A 17,135-nucleotide genomic window follows, 5' to 3' on the forward strand; every position below is an offset into this window, starting at 1 on the left:
GAGCTTCGTGCTCGCATAGGAGATGCTCCCCATTAGTTGGTGACTGTTTTTTAGTAGTCCAACTTATGGGGAGCAGTTCAGTAACTACCGGGGCTTTCTCTATCAAAGGATAGAAAATTACTTGACGGTCAGAGCGTCGCGGATTTCCTTCAGCAGAGCAACCTGGGGATCCTCTTCCTCAACCTTTTCTTCAAGGTCGAGCTTGGCAGCACGACGCTCGTTGAACTTGTTGATGGGCATAACGATGCAGAAGTACAGGGCTGCTGCAACGATGAGGAAGTTAACAACTGCGGTCAGGAAGACACCGATTTTGACGTCGCCGAATGCTAGCCACTGATCGAAGGAGATATCTCCACCGGTCAGCATCGCGATGGCGGGCATCATGACGGACTCAACGAGAGAGTTAACTACTGCAGTAAAGGCGGTACCAATGATCAGACCGACTGCGAGGTCGATGACGTTACCGCGGGTGATGAAATCTTTAAAACCACTAAGCATGAGTTCAAGAATAGCGGTTTCTGCCAGCGGTGAACACCAATCTGAGCTGAAATTTTCGCTGTAAACCAGTGGGTTTACTCACAGGCTAGGGTAGCCTGCCAGCTTATGCTAAAAATTTGTAGGTTACCGACCGTCAACCCCTCACTAGGTACCCGTTTCTTGGTAGGTGGGGGCGGGCCCCGTACCCCAGAAATCTTCTAGCGTTTCAAACCCGGATTCCTTCAGTGCGGTGGCTTCGTCAACACCGATATAGCGCAAATGCCAGGACTCATACCAGTAGCCGGTGGTTTCGTGGTGCCACCAGGGGTAGCGCACTACAAAGCCATAGCGGTGGGCGTTCTCGGCTGCCCACAGGGCAGCTGCCGTGTCCTTGAAGCAGGGCTGGAGGTCGCAGGCGCCACCGGTTCCGATATCGAGGGCAAGACCCGTTTGATGTTCCGAATAACCGGGGCGGGCAGAAGCCACGTCTGCCTGATCTGTACCGTACTGGGCAGCCCAGCTGGCGTAGGTTCCCTGCTGGGTCTCATACGACCGGTAGCCGCTGAGGGCCACCATGGGGGCACCAACTGCCGAAGCGTCAGCAAACATGCGGTGCGCTGCTTGCGCTGCCTCGGCACGAAGCAGGACGGAGCCAAACGGCTGTAAATCATCAGGAGCGTAGGTGAGAGGGGAGAGAGGATTGTGCTTATTGACGAGAACCGTCATCGATGATGCCGACTCAATATCGGCAGGACGGCGCGTGGCAGCCTGGCTAGGGGCAGCTGACTCAGCGCTCGCGCTAGAAGAAGGTGGTGCGCTCGAAGAAGCTACCTGCTGAGGAATGGAAGCCGCCACTGAGCTGGCAGACGACGGGGCGGCGTCCGGCTCAGTGGATGTGCTCTGACTGCAGGCGGTCAGCGACAGAGCCATGAGGCTACCCGCTAAAGCCAATGAAAAGTGTGAAAGATAAGAGCGCATACCTAGTTCTTCCGTAGCAGAACCTTACGAATCTTGTGATCATGGGACTTCTTCAAGATCAGTCGGGCTCGCCCACGTGTGGGGCGCACATTCTCTCGCAGGTTAGGTTCGTTGATAGAGCGCCAAATACTCAAAGCTAGCTCAACCGCTGCGTCCTCCGATAAATCGGCATACCGTTTGAAGTAGGAGTTGGGGTTGGTAAAAGCTGACCGTTGCAGCTTCAAAAACCGCTGCACATACCAGTGTTCGATGTCCCGTGTGGAGGCATCAACGTAGATAGAGAAATCAAAGAAGTCAGCCAGGCTCAGGGCTGAGCTTTTCTCGCTATCAAGCTTGGCTGGGGCTAATACATTTAAGCCCTCGACAATGAGAACGTCGGGGCTGGTAACCTCAATGCGCTCACCCTCTACGATGTCGTAGTAGAGGTGGGAATACTTAGGGGCGGTGACGAGGGGAGCACCTGACTTCACTTCTGACACAAACCTCAAGAGGGCACGGCGGTCGTAGGACTCTGGGAAACCCTTGCGTCCCATAAGCCCCCGGCGTTCTAACTCGGCATTGGGGTAGAGGAAGCCATCGGTCGTCACTAGCTGGACGTTCGGGGTTGAGGGCCAGCGCCGGAGAAGCTCCTGCAGGACGCGCGCGGTAGTGGACTTGCCGACAGCTACTGACCCTGCCACACCGATAATAAAAGGGACTTTCTGGCCTTGAAGGCCTAAAAAGTCGTTCGTCATGTGGTTAGCGCTCGCGGCTGCATTGACGTAGAGGTTGAGCAGTCGAGAAATAGGAAGATAAACCTGAGCCACCTCATCTAGGTCAATGGTCTCGCCCAGACCGCGAAGCTGCTGTAGCTCGTCCTCCGTCAGCGGAACTGAAATCTCGCTAGCGAGACGCGACCAGGTGTCCCGGTCTAGCTCGGTAAAAGGAGAGTATTTAGAAGAAAGCGCAGACATGCTCATTTACATCAGTCTAGAGGTCAGAAGAAAGAGCACCTAATATGACAGAGGTCTATAGAGAGGCAACAGGTTGCGACACTGTGGCGAAGACAGCAATGGGTCAGCGAATTCTTAGATGTAAGATGAAGGCATGTGTGGAATCGTAGGATACGTAAGTCTCGGCACTGCCGCAGACGGTAAGAATTTTGACCATACCGCATACGATGTGGTTCTTGAAGGTCTCCGCCGCCAGGAATACCGCGGCTACGACTCAGCCGGTGTTGCCCTGATTGGTGATAACGGCATCGAATTGCGTAAGAAGTCAGGCAAGCTCGCTAATCTCGAAGCCGAAGTAGAAGCTAACCCGCTGCCTGCCTCATCGATCGGTATCGGTCACACCCGCTGGGCTACCCACGGTGGCCCCACCGACAATAACGCTCACCCGCACGTTGTTGACAACGGCCGCCTGGCAGTTGTGCACAACGGCATTATCGAAAACTTCGCAGAGCTGCGTGCAGAACTGGTTGAAGAAGGCTGTGAGTTCAAATCACAGACCGACACCGAAATTGCAGCTAACCTGATTGCCTCCATCTACAACAAGCTGGAGAATAAGGACCTCACCGAAGCTGTCCGCCAGGCCTCAAACCGCCTCGAAGGCGCTTTCACCATCCTGGTCATCCACGTTGACCACCCCGATCGTGTTGTAGCAACCCGTCGTAACTCGCCCCTGGTCATCGGCCTGGGCGAAAACGAAAACTTCCTGGGCTCAGACGTTTCTGGCTTCATCGACTACACCAAGAAAGCAGTCGAAATGGGCCAGGACCAGATCGTTACCATCACCGGTAGCGACTACTCCATCATCGATTTCGAAGGTTTCCCCGCCAACGGCAAGGAATTCACTATCGAGTGGGACGCCGCTGCTGTTGAAAAGGGTGGCTACGACTCCTTCATGGAGAAGGAAATCCACGAGCAGCCCGCAGCCGTGCGCGATACCCTGCTGGGCCGCCTGGACGAAAAGGGTAACCTGACCCTCGACGAACTTAAGATTGACGACGCCACCCTGCGTTCCGTCAACAAGATCATCGTTGTCGCCTGTGGTACCGCTGCCTACGCTGGCCAGGTAGCCCGCTACGCTATCGAGCACTGGTGCCGCATCCCCACCGAGGTTGAGCTGGCCCACGAGTTCCGCTACCGCGACCCCATCGTAGACGAGAAGACCCTGGTTGTTGCCCTCTCCCAGTCCGGCGAAACCATGGACACCCTCATGGCAGTGCGCCACGCCCAGGAACAGGGCGCCAAGGTTGTTTCAATCTGTAACACCAACGGCTCAACCCTACCCCGTGAATCCGATGCAGCGCTCTACACCCACGCGGGCCCCGAGATTGCGGTTGCATCCACCAAGGCCTTCCTCTCACAGATCGCTGCTGCCTACCTGCTCGGCCTCTACCTGGCCCAGCTGCGCGGCAACATGTACAAGGATGAAATCCGTACCATCCTTGAAGAACTGCAGAAGATGCCCGAAAAGATTCAGGCCGTTATCGACAACGAACAGCAGGTCAAGGACCTCGGCACCTCTATGAAGGACGCCAAGTCCGTGCTCTTCCTGGGCCGCCACGTTGGCTTCCCCGTAGCTATGGAAGGCGCCCTGAAGCTCAAGGAAATCGCCTACCTGCACGCCGAAGGCTTCGCAGCTGGCGAGCTCAAGCACGGCCCCATCGCCCTTGTCGAAGAAGGCCAGCCCATCTTCGTCATCGTCCCCTCACCCAACGGCCGCGACTCCCTGCACTCCAAGGTTGTTTCTAACATCCAGGAAGTCCGCGCTCGCGGTGCAGTGACCATCGTTATCGCAGAAGAGGGCGATACCGCTGTTGAGGAACATGCAGATCACATCATCCGCATCCCCGCCTCACCCAGCCTGCTCCAGCCCCTGCTCTCCACTGTGCCCCTGCAGATCTTTGCCTGCTCAGTGGCCCACGCTAAGGGCTACGACGTTGACCAGCCCCGTAACCTGGCTAAGTCAGTAACCGTCGAGTAAAGCCTCTTTATGCAAGAGAGATAGGAACCCCGTACCCGCTAGGGTGCGGGGTTCGCTCTTTAAACTGATAGACAGGGCCGTAGAATGGGCAAGAGAAAGATGCTTTAGAAGGAGCGAAGAGAGAGCCTATGATTATTGGTACCGGTACTGACGTGGTCAATATAGATCGGTTCGCTGAGCTCTTAGAACGTACCCCAGCTCTACGGGAGCGGCTCTTTGCACCGGGGGAGTGGGAGTTGCCCGTCCGCTCCCTAGCCGCCCGCTTTGCGGCTAAGGAGGCCGCTGCCAAGGCCCTGCGGGCCCCTGCCGGTTTGAACTGGCAGGATTGCTGGGTGGAGAAGGACGCGGACGGCGCTCCCTACCTGGTCGCACAGGGCACCGTAGCTCGGCGTGCAGCGGAACTAGGAATTAATCGCTGGCACCTCACGATGAGCCATGATGAACCTATAGCTACCGCAACCGTTGTGGCAGAACACCTGAGCGACAGTGACCTGTTGACCCTGCTGCGTTTAGATCCCTCTGCCCGGGGGCTGCTGTTAGCTCGCCCGGTAGAAGAGGGGAACTAGAGTGGCTAGCGCTAAAGAATTGACCCACGGGGACGTCGAACAATATGTCACTTGCCCTACTTCTTCCTCTCATAAGTACACCCGCGGGGTGTTAGGCCTGCTGACCGGGAGCGATACCTACCCGGGTGCTGCCCTCATGTCTGCCCGGGCTGCCGTCAATACCGGGGTCGGCATGGTTCGGTTTGCTGGAACGTCCTCCCTGAACTTCCAGGTACAGCTGGCAGTGCCTGAAGCTGTATGCAGCGTGAGCGAAGCCGAGAATCTACACGTAGATGCCTGGGCTCTTGGCTCAGGCATTGCCGGCGAAGCGCGAGAAGCTGAAGCCCTGGCCGTCCTTGCGGGAGGGCAGCCGGCCGTTATTGACGCAGGGGCAGTATCCCTAGCTGCCCGGCTGGTGGCTGATGGGCTAGAGCTGACGGCACACCATATTCTGACGCCTCATGCCGGCGAGCTGGTCGATGCCCTGACCTGGCTTCTGGCTCTGGTACCGTCCGCACTCCATGCCCTTGATCCCGAGCTCACCGAGCCACCCAGTCGGGAGCAGGTCGAAGCTGACCTGTACCGCTTTGCCCGCCTACTGGCTCAGGTAACGGGGGCAACTGTTCTGCTTAAGGGCAGTGTGACTATCCTAGCTGCACCCACCGGTGAGCTCTTTCAGATAACCAGCGAGAACCACTGGCTGGCCACCGCCGGTAGCGGGGATACTCTTACCGGTATTCTGGGGGCTCTTCTTGCCCGCTATCAGGCAGAAGAATCCAAGCCCGGTGCCCTCTCAACTGACTACGCCAGGTTAGCGGGGGCGGCCGTCCGGGTCCAGCAGTTAGCAGCAGGCCTGGTGCACGGAGCAGGGATTTCTGGCCCCACGCCACCTACCCTGGTGGCCCAGAAGATCCCAGAGGCCGTTGCCATATTCCTTGAGCGGTAGAGCCTATACCAAAGGCCGGTTACCCTAACGGTAACCGGCCTTCTTACATACGAGTTCTAGTAGGCGCCGTCCTTGGCGAAGACCGCGCGGACGGTGCGGAAGAGAATGACGATATCGCTCATAACCGACCAGTTCTCAACATAGTAGAGGTCTAGGCGAATAGACTCTTCCCAGGAAAGATTCGAGCGGCCAGAGACCTGCCAGAGGCCGGTAATGCCGGGCTTGACCAGCAGGCGGCGGTAGGCGTCCTCTTCGTACTGCTCAACCTCAGAAGGTAGCGGAGGGCGGGGACCTACCAGCGACATATCGCCGACAAAGACGTTCCAGAGCTGGGGAAGCTCATCGATAGAGTACTTGCGGATGAACTTGCCAATCTTAGTGATACGGGGGTCATCTGCCATCTTGAAGAGCACCCCGTTACCCTCGTTCTGATCCATGAGTTCCTTTTTGAGCTCTTCAGCGTTGGTTACCATGGAGCGGAACTTAATCATGTGGAAGGGAGTGCCGCGGTAGCCGACGCGTTCCTGTAAGAAGAAGATGGGGCCACCGTCCTTCTTGACCAGCAGGGCAACCGGAACCAGCAGGGGGGCCAGGAAAATCAGGCCCAGGCCTGAGGCTACAACGTCGATAGCTCGCTTAATCAGGGCCTGCATGCCTTCGATACGGGGAGTGTGAACGTGAATCAGGGGTACACCGTTGAGGGGCTGGGTATGGATGCGGGGGCCCGCGATATCGGTCATGGCAGGTGCCATGATGAGTGCGACGTGGGCGGCTGCCAGCGCCCAGCCCAGACGGCGCAGCTCTGTGGGGTTGAGGCCGTGACCGGTGGAGACAGCTACCGCGTGAATATTGTTCTCACGGACTACCTTGAGGACCTCGGCTGCATCGGGCGAGTAGCCCAGGGTCGGGATAGCCCCCTCGGCGAGCTGGGTGCCCGGACGTGAACGAGGCAGGTAGGCTGCTACCGGCGAGAGGCCTGAGGTGCGGGCCCCCTGGAGGGTCTTGTAGAGGTGCTCGCCCGAGGCTGAGTCACCGATAATCATGACGCGGGAAAGCGCGCGCCCCTTATACCGCCAGTGAACGAGCCAGCGGCGGACGCCCCAGCGGGCGCAGAGAAGCAGAACAATGCCGATAGGGTAGGCCAGCATAACGTAGGTGCGGGCAAAATCAATTTTGGTCAGGTAGGAGAAAATTGCGATGACCGCGAAGAAGTAGGTTGTCGCTTTAGTGACGAGTCGGTATTCATCGACGCCGTGGCCCAGGTAACGGATGTTGCGGCTATTGGCGATTGACAAGACAAAGAACCAAATCATGCCAAAAACGATGCCGGTTCCCACATACCCAAGCGGAAGGGGAGTGCGGGATACAACTTCGGTGTTTTGAAAGCCGAAGCTGACGATATGCGACACCGTGATAGCCACCGCAATAGCCAAAATATCGACTAGGTAAAGCGCAGCTTTGACCTTAGGATGCCAGGTGCGGCGGTTACGGGTTTCTGCCCACCGCTCCTCAATGTACTGTTCGTTCACTAGTGTGTATTCCCCTAAAGATGGTGCCTGCGCCGGGTGCGAGAGTGAGGTGGGCAGACCTGTACGATTAGGCTTTTAATACTACAGTGTCAGATGGCTTAAGAGCAGGTAGATATCCTGAAATATGCTTCACACTTTCAGGTGAAAGTAACTCGTTGGTGCTGGTCAGAGTGTTCTTAGCGGGTAAGTCCAGCTTCATGCAGGATAAAATCGATCACCGGTTCGTAGAGGTGGGGCGTGACGTTATCATCCATGGGCACCGCAACGAGTATCTGCCCCTGTTCGGCGGAGACGAACAGCCCGGGGTCGTTGCAGTCAGCGATACCGATGGTCGGAATCCCAGCGGACGCCGCATAGCCGGCAAGCCCGTGATCGGCGACAACAAGATTGGGAGTAATTCCCTGTTCTTGAAGCTGGGCGAGCGCTAGCTGCATAGGGCCGGGGAAGTGAGTGTGCTGCAGGTTGCCGTACTGCTCGAACATAATGACGTCAAAGATTTGGCGGATATCGCCGTCAAGAAAGCGGTCGCCCTCCTCGATGGTCAGGACGGTCGCGCCGTGAGCTTTGGCCGCTGCTGCAAGGCGGGCGTAGATAGGGAAGAGGCCGGCGGGGTGGCCGGTAGCAAAGAGCAGGCTTTTGCCCGCCCGTACTGCGTCACCGAAGATGTGGGCGTACTCGGTGAGACCGTCGATACAGAGGTCAGCGCTGATGGTGTCTTGGCCCTCCCTGTGGTTGGGGTCGGAGCTGGTGCCGACCCTGCGCGCCATCAGCTCGAAGATATCGTCGACGGTCCAGTCCCTGGTCCACTTGACACCGAACTCTAGGTGCTCGTTGCCCTCAACAAAGCCCTGCATATGGGCGAGGTTGTTCTCACGGGCGGTTGCTACCTGCCCGGTGATCCGGGATTTATCGAGGTAGGCTACGAATTCTTGGCGGGTCATGGAAAAGGTCATGGGTTTCCTCCTAAGAGCGGGCAAGGGACTGGTAGAGCTGAATAAGGGCCTGGGCTGTTGCTTGCCAGGTAAAGTCGTGGGCGCGCCGGGCCCCGGCCTGCCCTAAGGCGTGTCGAAGCTGCGGGTCTTTCACGAGCTGCTCGATGGCGTCCGCCCAGGCGGCGGGCGTCCGCTGGGCTACCAACAGACCGGTGACGCCGTCAGCTACTGCCTCCCTGAGCCCGTCCACCTTGCTGGCGAGCACCGGGGTGCCGCAGGCAGAGGCCTCCAGGGCAACCAGGCCAAACGTTTCTGAGGATGAGGGGCAGGCAACGATATCGGCCTTTCGGAAAGCCTGGGCGAGGTCGGGGGCAGTCATCGAGGGAAGCAGGCGGACGCGGTCACCTAATCCCAGCTCTTCTGCTCGGGTAGCGAGACTCTGCTCATAGCTTGTGCCGGAGGTCCCAATGATGTCGAGGGTAACGTCCAGCTCCCCCGGAAGTAGGCCGAGGGCTTCAACCAGCAGATGGGGGCCCTTAAGGTGCTGGGGGCGGCCGGCAAAGACCAGGTGGGCTGCGCCGTCCTGCCCCTCATGAAGAGGGCGGAGGCCATCGCTCGGGGAGAAAACAGAAAGGTCAACACCGGGGGCTACCGTTACCAGCTGGGATTCTTGTGCCCCGTAGAAGTCGCGCATCTGGGTAGCCTCATACTCTGTATTCACTACCAGGGCAGCGGCTCTACGCACCAATGCCTGCTCGCCCCGCAAACGCACCTCGGGTTCCGGGCGCTCGCCCTCACCCAGCCGGGCGTTCTTAGCAGCTGCGGTGGTGTGCATTGTATGAACGAGCGGTACCTGCGGGTAGGCGGCAAGGGCCGCCAGACCCGAGAGCCAGTAGTGGCTGTGAATCAACTGGGGTGGTCGCGACGCTATAGCCCGAACGGCCATAGCAAACCCCGGAACCAGCTCAGGTAGATCTTCCTTACGGGCTCCCTCAGCCTCAGGTAGGTAGAGAGCGGTAACGGTAGCCCGCTCGTGATACCGTACCTGCCCAGCCTGCTGCCGGTCGGTCGCCAGCGTAAAAACTTCCACTGTTAGCTGCGGGTTGACCTCAAGAAGGGCCGCCAAAGAACGTTCAATATAAACGTTCATGCCGCCGGCATCCCCTGACCCGGGTTGGGCCAGGGGAGAGGTATGCGGCGAAAAGATATGCAGGTGCAGCGGAAAAGAAAAACTCACACCTCTACTCTACCCCTGCCACATCTGCCCGCGCTCTGTAGGCGTCAGCGCAGGTGCGCTAACGGCAAACTCAACTAAGCTAGAGAAGAAAAGACCCTACGCCCAAGGATGACACCGTGTCTATCGACAGCCTCTACCGCGCCCACGGCTTCGTGCCCCTTGACGCTCCCACAGATGCAGAACGCCTCGCCGTCATCGACCTGGATGCCGTTGAACATAACGTCCGGCGCATCAAAACCCTCATCGGGCAGCGCGCCCTCATTGCCGTGGTCAAAGCGGACGCCTACGGGCACGGGGCCCCCGACGTAGCCCGGTCAGCGGTGGCGGCAGGTGCTGACTACCTGGGCGTCGTCCACGTCAAAGAAGCCCGCGCCCTCCGCGCCGGTGGCGTTACAGCCCCCATTATTGCCTGGCTCCACACCCCCCGAACCGACTTTGCCCAAGCCCTCACGGACAACCTCGAACTGGGCGTCTCAAGCACCTGGGAACTTGACGCCATCGCAAGCGCCCACCGCGACAGCGGGCAGCAAGAGCCGGTCAAGGTTCACCTCAAAGTAGATACCGGCCTAGGCCGCAACGGCGTGACCATGAGTGAACTACCGGCGCTCGCCGCCGCCGCCCGCCAGCTCGAAGAGGACGGGGTGCTGCAGGTGGTCGGGGTATTCTCCCACCTGGCAGTAGCTGACGAACCAGAACGTACCGAAACAGCCGAACAGTCCCAGACCTTCGACCGGGCACTAGACATCCTGCGTTCTGCCGGCCTGCACCCGACCCTGCGCCACCTCGCCAACACTCCCGCAACCTTCAGCGCGGCGTCCGTCGGTGCTGAAGAAGGCCTGCTGCGGGACGCCGTCCGGGTGGGCCTCGGTCTCTATGGTCTTTCACCCCTGCCCGGGCAGACCCCCGCTGACCTGGGGCTTAAGCCGGTCATGCACCTGCAAACCTTCATCAACACAGTCAAGGAAGTCCCCGCAGGCCAAGGCGTCTCCTACGGCCTCAACTACGTGACCGACAAACCTACGACCCTGGCCCTGGTACCGGTCGGCTACGCGGACGGCGTTCCCCGAGTCGCAACCGGCGGGCCGGTCCGTATTTACCCGGCATCCGGTCCCGCCCGAACCTACCTGGCAGTGGGACGAATTGCCATGGACCAGCTGGTCGTAGACCTCGGTGAACCCGGTTTGGCTGACCCCGCAGCGGGCTTCCTGGGTGCCCCCGCCGTCCTCTTCGGAAGCGGTGACAACCCACCTGTCACCGACTGGGCAGAAGCGGCTGGAACCATCAACTACGAAATCGTCACCCGCATCTCCCCGCGCGTCACCCGCATCAGCGTCGGCGGATCCTGGCGCCAGCGCGACACCGAAAGCGAGCAGTAAACCGTGACCGACCGCGTCCTTGACCTCGAAATCACCGGCCCCGAGCACACCCGCGCCATCGCCCTGGCCCTAGCGCCCCTCCTCACCGCGGGCGACGTCCTGATTCTCACCGGAGAACTAGGCGCTGGCAAAACTACCTTCACCCGCTCCCTCGGCGAAGGACTCGGAGTGCGCGAGGGCGTCATCTCACCCACCTTCGTCCTCTCCCGCGTCCACCCCAACCTACCCAACGGCCCCCGCCCCGGCGGGCCCGACCTCGTTCATGTGGACGCCTACCGGCTCGCCAGCTCAGAAGAACTCGACGACCTCGACCTGGAATACTCCCTTGACCGCTCCGTCACCGTCATCGAATGGGGCCGCGACAAAGCCGAACACCTCTCAGAATCTATTCTCGATCTGGAATTTACCCGAGTGACAGGCGCAGACCTGGCCGAAACAGACCCCTACGCCCTCTACGCACCCGGAAGCTGGGAAGAAGACGATGAGGACGACGGAGCCCCCGAACCGCGCCGCCTCCGCCTCATCGGAAGCGGACCCCGCTGGGAAAATGCTTGGGATGAATTAGCGGAACATCTGACTCGTGTAGGGGGAGCCTAGGGGCCTTTGGGCAGCACCGCGGGCTAGCAGCGAGCGCGAGCCCGGGACGCTGAGTATCAAGCCTTTGAGCCTAAACACGCTAGACTGGTGGGGTGCTTATTCTTGCTCTTGATTCATCCGCTATTGCTTCTGTCGCCCTGGGGCGCCTGGACGGGCAAGCCCTAACCCTGCTCGCTTCACGGTCAACCGAAGACACCCGCTCTCACGCCGAAGTGATGGCTCCCTTCGTTACCGAGGTATTGGCTGAAGCCGGAGTAACGGGCCAAGACATTGACGCTGTAATAACAGGTACCGGTCCTGGGCCCTTTACCGGTCTGCGCGCCGGCATCGTCACCGCTCGTTCCCTAGCTTTTGCTTGGAACAAGCCCCTCTACGGAATCATGAGTCTTACCGCCCTCGCAGAACGCGCGGAAGGTACCGCGCGGGCGTCCGGTCATACCCGCTTTCTTGTCGCTTCAGATGCTCGCCGCAAGGAAATATACTCGGCTGTCTATGAACTGACCGATAGTGGCTACCAGCTGGAGAGCGGCCCCACCGTCGGCCCGGCCAGCGAGGTTCCCGACCTGCCAGCCTACGGTTTTGGCACCTCCCTTTACCCGGAGTCCCTGGATGCCCAGCCCGGCTTTGAGCATACCCAGCCGGACGCCGCCGCCCTGCTGGCAGCCGCTGCCCGCCTGGGCCTGGCCCAGCTGAGCACCGACACCAGCGCCCTCTACCTGCGCGAATCCGATGCCAAGGTGCCCGCCGCCCGCAAGAAGGCCAGTGTCTAATGCTACTGACTGACCTCCCCACGGGTCTGGCCGACGGAGCCCAAGCCAGGGAAATGACCCTGCACGATGTCCCAGCCGTCCATACCCTAGAACTCGACCTCTTCCCGGCCGATGCCTGGCCCCTGGACATGTTCCTTGCCGAAATCACCCACGAAACCAGGGGGTATGTTGTCCTGGAAATCCCTACAGAAACCGGTCCGCAGGTTATCGGCTATGCCGGGCTCATGAGCGTAGCCGACACCGCCGACGTGCAAACCATCGCTGTTGCCCCCGCCTACGAGGGGCGCGGTTACGGGCGGGCCCTACTCGATTTTCTCGCCCGCGAGGCAGCTGCCCGCGGCGCTGAACAGATACTACTGGAGGTACGCGCCGACAACCCCCGGGCCCAGAGCCTCTACCTGAAAAACGGTTACCAGCAGATCCATGTGCGCCGCCGCTACTACAACGACGGGGTCGACGCCCTCATCATGCGCCGCGACCTCACCCAACAGACAGCCTAGCAAGGAGAAACCAGCCATGACCGCTAAAACCGAACCCCTGGTGCTGGGTATTGAGTCCTCCTGCGACGAAACCGGTATCGGCATTGTGCGGGGCTCAACCCTGCTGACCAACACCGTCTCGTCCTCCATGAACGAGCATGTGCGCTTTGGCGGGGTCATCCCTGAAATTGCCTCCCGCGCCCACCTGGACGCCATGGTTCCGGCCCTGCAAGCAGCCCTGGATGAAGCCCAGGTCAGCCTGGACGATCTGGACGCTATCGCTGTAACCGCAGGCCCCGGCCTGGCCGGTGCGCTCATGGTGGGTGTCTCTGCGGCCAAGGCCCTGGCTACCGCTACCGGCAAGCCCCTCTACGGCATCAACCACCTGGTTGCCCACGTGGGCGTGGGCCTGCTCGATGATTGCGGGATTGAGGGGCACACCGCTGATTTTCTGGACGGCCTGCCGAGCGAGGGAATTGGCGCCCTGCTGGTCTCCGGCGGGCACACCGAAATCCTGGTTGTGCGTGACATTACCGGGGATGTTGAGTTGCTGGGCGCGACCCTGGACGACGCCGCCGGTGAAGCCTACGACAAGGTGGCCCGCCTGCTGGGCCTGCCCTACCCGGGTGGGCCGGTGATTGACCGGGTTGCTGCGGACGGCAACGGGGCGGCTTTCGCCTTCCCCCGGGGCCTGTCGACCCGCAAGTTTATGGGCACCGCTGAGGAGCCCGGTCCCCACCGCTATGACTTTTCTTTCTCGGGTCTAAAGACCGCTGTTGCCCGCGTCGTTGAGGGCTTTGAGGCTCGGGGTGAAGAGGTTCCGGTTGCTGATATCGCAGCTTCTTTCCAGGAAGCTGTGGTCGACGTTATTACCAAGAAAGCTATGCTGGCCTGCACTGAACGCGGTATCACCACCCTGCTGTTGGGCGGGGGAGTGGCCGCTAACTCCCGCCTGCGTGAGCTGACTGCCCAGCGTTGCGCTGAGCACGGTATCAAGCTGGTCATTCCCCAGCTGAGCCTGTGCACCGATAACGGGGCCATGGTGGCGGCTCTGGGCGCCCGTCTAGTATCTGAGGGGCGGGAGCCGTCGGGAATTGACTTCACGGTAGACTCGTCCCTGCCTGTTACTAAGATTTCACTTTAACCTTCCAGATAGCTTCCCCTCAAACCTCAATTTTAAGAGAAGGCAGTCTTCGCGTCTTAGTAAACTTTGAGGCTTATTCATAGGGGTTACACATGCTTACGCTCGCTGCCGACCTTCTCACCTGGTTCGCTTCGCTCACGAGGTGATTCACGCCAGTCCCGAGCCAACAGCTTCGCAGTGGGCATGTTGCACTTGCTCTTATGAATAAGCCTCTTTCTTGTAATTAGGTTGGCTAATTTTTGTAATGAAACTAGTATCTGATATAAAAATTTTACTTTTCAGTTGCAACTGCCCTTTTAAGGGGGACTAGCAAAGTAAGGGCTGCTGCACTTAGAATTAAAAATAATATACCGTATTCGTAGCTGGCCTCAGATATGACTAGTTTTGATATTAAAGCACCTAATGTTGCAATAAATGTGGTAGATGCGATAGATTCGCTCAGCACAGAAGCGGTTGCCATTTCAGAATTCGTTAAACCGTCATCTGATGATTCGTCAAATAACATATTCATTATATCCAGGTATATAAAACCGATACCAATTCCTGTTAATCCAGAGTAGCAAATAAGTGAAAAAATTGCACTTGGCGGAACGGAAATTAAGATATATCCAATTCCAATAAAACCTATGCAGAGGGAACTGACTCCAATAATTCCCCGTCGTATAAATTTATTTCCTGTTGCTGGTTTCGCTCCAGTCCGCATCCCTGTTAGGGCCCACGCGAGGCCTGAAGCCATTAAAGTTGCAGAAATAATTGGAACAGGATTCTCGAATCGGTGTGTTATTGCAATTGCAATAACTGAATCTGCTCCTAGGTAGATGCCCGTTAGTAAAAACTTCAAGAGGACCGCGGAGGTGCGCCCCTTTCGTAGCGTAAAAACTCCTGTGGGAAGTAGCTTTTGGGCGGAAAAGAAAACTCCTATAATTCCGATAGTTAAAAACATCCAGGTATAATTAGAGCCGCTAGATATTGATATTATAAATACAGATATACATAAAATTAGAGAAATTTTAATAGTTTTCCCTGCGGCCAGTAAATCAAATGAATCGCCTTGAGGCTCTTCGGGAAGACTTATTGCTACTAAAGTGCGAGATGCTAAGAGAAATGGGAGATATAGGACAAGTGCCCAACGCCAGCTCATTGTTTCTGATATAAGACCAGCATAAAGAGGGCCAATGATTGATGACAGTACCCACATAGCAGAGTATCCGGCTAGTACCATCTGTCGCCATCGTTTTTCGAGGTGTTTTACAATTGCTGCTAAAGACACTGCACCGAGCAGACCGGCGGCTAGCCCCGATAGTATACGACCGGCAGCAAAAACCAAAATGTCTTGTGCGACTGCGCTGGATATATTTCCTAGAATTGTAATCAAAGTGCCCATGAATAGTATGGATGAAGATTTCCAGCGCATCAGCGCTATGGGCGCAAGGGGGATGGTAATGAATGAAGCTGCCAGGGAGGCTGTGGTAATTAATCCAAAATAGTTTTGTGCTCCTAGGTCTGCTCCAATTTCAGGTGTAATTAATGAAATTACATAAATTTGGATACCTGCTATCAGTTCAATGAGCAATAAAGATATAGATAACAGAACTGTTTTGGATCTTGTCACGTTCACCCCAAGAAATTCCTAAATTTTCCAACATCACAATTATACTTGTGTCAAAATAGAAGAGATGTATTATGACTAACTATTTCTACTGGGAGCTTATCTGTAAGGCTAAATGAAGTAGGGTCGCGGTGAAGCTGTTGACTTGGGGCTACCCTAAATCACCTTGTAATCGTATGCGAACCAGTGAGCGGGCCGGCAGCGAGCGTGAGCCTGCGAAACTTTTTGACCATGTGGTCCAATCAGAATAGGAATGCAGATTTGATGGACCGGATCTCACATAGCTACAACTGCCCAGTTCGAGGAATCTAAATATGATGTATACGTATCTAAATAGTTGGGACAGTATTCCAGAAGCTTGATGTTTTATGTACTTGGAGAACCATTAAATAATTCTTTATGTACTTATAGTTGACGGGCTTGTGCGGTCAGGTCGTCCACCACAGCCTGCAGGTTTCCGCCGTTTTCGGCGGCGACACGACGCTGACGCTGATAGCCCGCCCCGGTCAGGCAGATACGCTCCACATCAGCCAGTTCGGTAGAGCATCCCAGGTCAGCAGCGATATCTTCTAGCTTGTTCAAGAGCCCCAGGGTATCTTCGGTGACCAGGCGTTCGGTGTTCTGGTTATCGAGAATGACGATGGCCTCGGTGCCGTAGCGGGCAGCCCGCCACTTGTTCTCCTGCACGTGCCAGGGCTTGAGAGGCTCAATTCGCTTGCCCGCATCGAGCTGGCGGGAGAACCACTCCACCAGGCACTGGGTAAAGGCGGTCAGGGCCGTGATGTCACGAATAGAGGCCAGCCCGTCGTAGGCCCGCATTTCTACCGTGCCGTATCTGGGTACGGGGCGAACGTCCCACCGGTTTTCGCTGGGGTCATCAATGACGCCGGTGACTACCAGGTCGTTGAGGTAGTCCTCGTAGTCTTCCCAGCGTTCGAAGGCGAAGGGCAGGCCAGAGGTGGGTAGCTGCTGGAAAATTTGGGCCCGCTGGGAAGCAAACCCGGTATCTTCCCCTTCCCAGAAGGGGGAGGATGCCGACAGCGCGAGCAGGTGGGGGTAGAAGTTGGTGAGCCCGTTGAGCACCGGCAGGGCCTTATCTCGCGAATTGACCCCGGTGTGTACATGCACCCCGTAGATGATTTGACGGCGGCCCCAGAACTGGGAGCGGTCGAGCACCCGCAGGTAGCGGTCCTTATCAACGACTTTTTGGTCCAGAGCGCGGGAGAAGGGGTGGGTGCCGGCAGAGAAGAAGGCTAGGCCCAGCTGGTCGGTGATGTCTTTCAGGACGCCGGTGGCCTGGGTGAGCTGGTCGGCGGCCTCCGCCGGGGTTCGGCAGATGCCGGTGACAAGTTCAACGGTGTTATTCAAAAATTCGCCGGTGATATGGGCCCGGTCCGGGGCTGCTTCAAGAACTTGCGGGTGCTGTTCTTTTAGTAGCGCTAGCACTTCGTCTGCGCGGGATACCAGTTCGCGGGTTTCGGGGTCGACGAGGGCGACCTCCCATTCCACACCAATCGTGGACTGGTCTGAGGGGTGAAAAATCATG

The 17,135-nt window shown here is 57.8% G+C and carries 16 protein-coding genes; 8 read left to right on the forward strand and 8 right to left on the reverse strand.

Features of this window, described 5'->3' with window-relative positions:
* Positions 1-117: 117 nt before the first annotated feature.
* The 3 genes from mscL to coaA form a co-directional block, all read right to left on the reverse strand.
* Entirely contained in the window at positions 118-498 is a 381-nt protein-coding gene (mscL, locus tag ACFP6B_RS09865; RefSeq protein WP_237186002.1) for a large conductance mechanosensitive channel protein MscL, read from the reverse strand.
* Positions 499-642: 144 nt separating this feature from the next.
* Positions 643-1,407: a M15 family metallopeptidase gene (locus ACFP6B_RS09870; protein ID WP_377129640.1), complete on the reverse strand. Its 765-nt coding sequence runs from the start codon at positions 1,405-1,407 to the stop codon at positions 643-645.
* Between the two features lie 50 nt (positions 1,408-1,457).
* Positions 1,458-2,414, reverse strand: a complete 957-nt coding sequence (gene coaA / locus ACFP6B_RS09875; RefSeq protein WP_237186004.1) for a type I pantothenate kinase — start codon at positions 2,412-2,414, stop codon at positions 1,458-1,460.
* A gap of 127 nt (positions 2,415-2,541) precedes the next feature.
* On the opposite strand from coaA, the gene glmS reads away from it, so the two are divergent.
* The 3 genes from glmS (at position 2,542) to ACFP6B_RS09890 (ending at position 5,916) form a co-directional block, all read left to right on the forward strand.
* On the forward strand, positions 2,542-4,425 hold the full coding sequence (glmS, locus tag ACFP6B_RS09880; RefSeq protein ID WP_377129642.1) for a glutamine--fructose-6-phosphate transaminase (isomerizing): 1,884 nt from the start codon (positions 2,542-2,544) through the stop codon (positions 4,423-4,425).
* A gap of 128 nt (positions 4,426-4,553) precedes the next feature.
* Positions 4,554-4,991: a holo-ACP synthase gene (locus ACFP6B_RS09885; protein ID WP_377129644.1), complete on the forward strand. Its 438-nt coding sequence runs from the start codon at positions 4,554-4,556 to the stop codon at positions 4,989-4,991.
* Position 4,992: 1 nt separating this feature from the next.
* Entirely contained in the window at positions 4,993-5,916 is a 924-nt protein-coding gene (locus ACFP6B_RS09890) for an ADP-dependent NAD(P)H-hydrate dehydratase (protein ID WP_377129646.1), read from the forward strand.
* A gap of 56 nt (positions 5,917-5,972) precedes the next feature.
* Here ACFP6B_RS09890 and ACFP6B_RS09895 read toward each other — a convergent pair whose 3' ends face one another.
* From ACFP6B_RS09895 to ACFP6B_RS09905, 3 genes are all read right to left on the reverse strand, one after another.
* Positions 5,973-7,445, reverse strand: coding sequence for a sugar transferase (locus ACFP6B_RS09895; protein WP_377129648.1), 1,473 nt, complete (start codon positions 7,443-7,445; stop codon positions 5,973-5,975).
* Between the two features lie 176 nt (positions 7,446-7,621).
* Positions 7,622-8,398, reverse strand: a complete 777-nt coding sequence (locus ACFP6B_RS09900; RefSeq protein ID WP_377129650.1) for a phosphatase — start codon at positions 8,396-8,398, stop codon at positions 7,622-7,624.
* Between the two features lie 10 nt (positions 8,399-8,408).
* Complete coding sequence (locus ACFP6B_RS09905; protein WP_377129652.1) at positions 8,409-9,527, reverse strand: glycosyltransferase; 1,119 nt, start codon at positions 9,525-9,527, stop codon at positions 8,409-8,411.
* 203 nt (positions 9,528-9,730) lie between these two features.
* Between ACFP6B_RS09905 and alr the strand changes: the two genes are divergently transcribed.
* From alr to tsaD, 5 genes are all read left to right on the forward strand, one after another.
* On the forward strand, positions 9,731-10,990 hold the full coding sequence (gene alr, locus ACFP6B_RS09910) for an alanine racemase (protein ID WP_377129654.1): 1,260 nt from the start codon (positions 9,731-9,733) through the stop codon (positions 10,988-10,990).
* Between the two features lie 3 nt (positions 10,991-10,993).
* Entirely contained in the window at positions 10,994-11,587 is a 594-nt protein-coding gene (tsaE, locus tag ACFP6B_RS09915) for a tRNA (adenosine(37)-N6)-threonylcarbamoyltransferase complex ATPase subunit type 1 TsaE (RefSeq protein WP_377129656.1), read from the forward strand.
* A 92-nt stretch (positions 11,588-11,679) separates the two neighbouring features.
* A complete protein-coding gene (gene tsaB, locus ACFP6B_RS09920; protein ID WP_377129658.1) occupies positions 11,680-12,357 on the forward strand; it encodes a tRNA (adenosine(37)-N6)-threonylcarbamoyltransferase complex dimerization subunit type 1 TsaB in 678 nt (225 codons plus the stop codon).
* Positions 12,357-12,857, forward strand: a complete 501-nt coding sequence (gene rimI, locus ACFP6B_RS09925) for a ribosomal protein S18-alanine N-acetyltransferase (protein ID WP_377129660.1) — start codon at positions 12,357-12,359, stop codon at positions 12,855-12,857. The genes tsaB and rimI overlap by 1 nt, the downstream gene beginning before the upstream one ends.
* 16 nt (positions 12,858-12,873) lie before the next feature.
* Entirely contained in the window at positions 12,874-13,980 is a 1,107-nt protein-coding gene (tsaD, locus tag ACFP6B_RS09930; RefSeq protein WP_377129662.1) for a tRNA (adenosine(37)-N6)-threonylcarbamoyltransferase complex transferase subunit TsaD, read from the forward strand.
* Positions 13,981-14,251: 271 nt separating this feature from the next.
* On the opposite strand, the gene ACFP6B_RS09935 is transcribed toward tsaD, so the two are convergent.
* Both ACFP6B_RS09935 and ACFP6B_RS09940 read right to left on the reverse strand, forming a co-directional pair.
* Positions 14,252-15,592 carry an MFS transporter gene (locus tag ACFP6B_RS09935; RefSeq protein WP_377129664.1) on the reverse strand — a complete coding sequence of 447 codons (1,341 nt, stop codon included), beginning with the start codon at positions 15,590-15,592 and terminating at the stop codon, positions 14,252-14,254.
* A gap of 402 nt (positions 15,593-15,994) precedes the next feature.
* Positions 15,995-17,134 carry a glutamate--cysteine ligase gene (locus tag ACFP6B_RS09940; RefSeq protein WP_377129666.1) on the reverse strand — a complete coding sequence of 380 codons (1,140 nt, stop codon included), beginning with the start codon at positions 17,132-17,134 and terminating at the stop codon, positions 15,995-15,997.
* Between the last annotated feature and the right edge of the window lies 1 nt (position 17,135).

Origin of the sequence: Rothia nasimurium (assembly GCF_042660305.1) — a bacterium.
In the GTDB taxonomy this organism is placed as follows: Bacteria; Actinomycetota; Actinomycetes; order Actinomycetales; family Micrococcaceae; genus Rothia; species Rothia nasimurium.

Excerpts from the sequence above, each read along its gene's own strand:
- ACFP6B_RS09885 (WP_377129644.1), top strand. The coding sequence starts at position 4,554 with ATGATTATTGGTACCGGTACTGACGTGGTCAATATAGATCGGTTCGCT.
- ACFP6B_RS09900 (WP_377129650.1), bottom strand. The coding sequence starts at position 8,398 with ATGACCTTTTCCATGACCCGCCAAGAATTCGTAGCCTACCTCGATAAA.
- rimI (WP_377129660.1), top strand. The coding sequence starts at position 12,357 with ATGCTACTGACTGACCTCCCCACGGGTCTGGCCGACGGAGCCCAAGCC.
- ACFP6B_RS09905 (WP_377129652.1), bottom strand. The coding sequence starts at position 9,527 with ATGAACGTTTATATTGAACGTTCTTTGGCGGCCCTTCTTGAGGTCAAC.
- coaA (WP_237186004.1), bottom strand. The coding sequence starts at position 2,414 with ATGAGCATGTCTGCGCTTTCTTCTAAATACTCTCCTTTTACCGAGCTA.
- ACFP6B_RS09870 (WP_377129640.1), bottom strand. The coding sequence starts at position 1,407 with ATGGCTCTGTCGCTGACCGCCTGCAGTCAGAGCACATCCACTGAGCCG.
- ACFP6B_RS09940 (WP_377129666.1), bottom strand. The coding sequence starts at position 17,134 with ATGATTTTTCACCCCTCAGACCAGTCCACGATTGGTGTGGAATGGGAG.
- mscL (WP_237186002.1), bottom strand. The coding sequence starts at position 498 with ATGCTTAGTGGTTTTAAAGATTTCATCACCCGCGGTAACGTCATCGAC.
- tsaD (WP_377129662.1), top strand. The coding sequence starts at position 12,874 with ATGACCGCTAAAACCGAACCCCTGGTGCTGGGTATTGAGTCCTCCTGC.
- glmS (WP_377129642.1), top strand. The coding sequence starts at position 2,542 with ATGTGTGGAATCGTAGGATACGTAAGTCTCGGCACTGCCGCAGACGGT.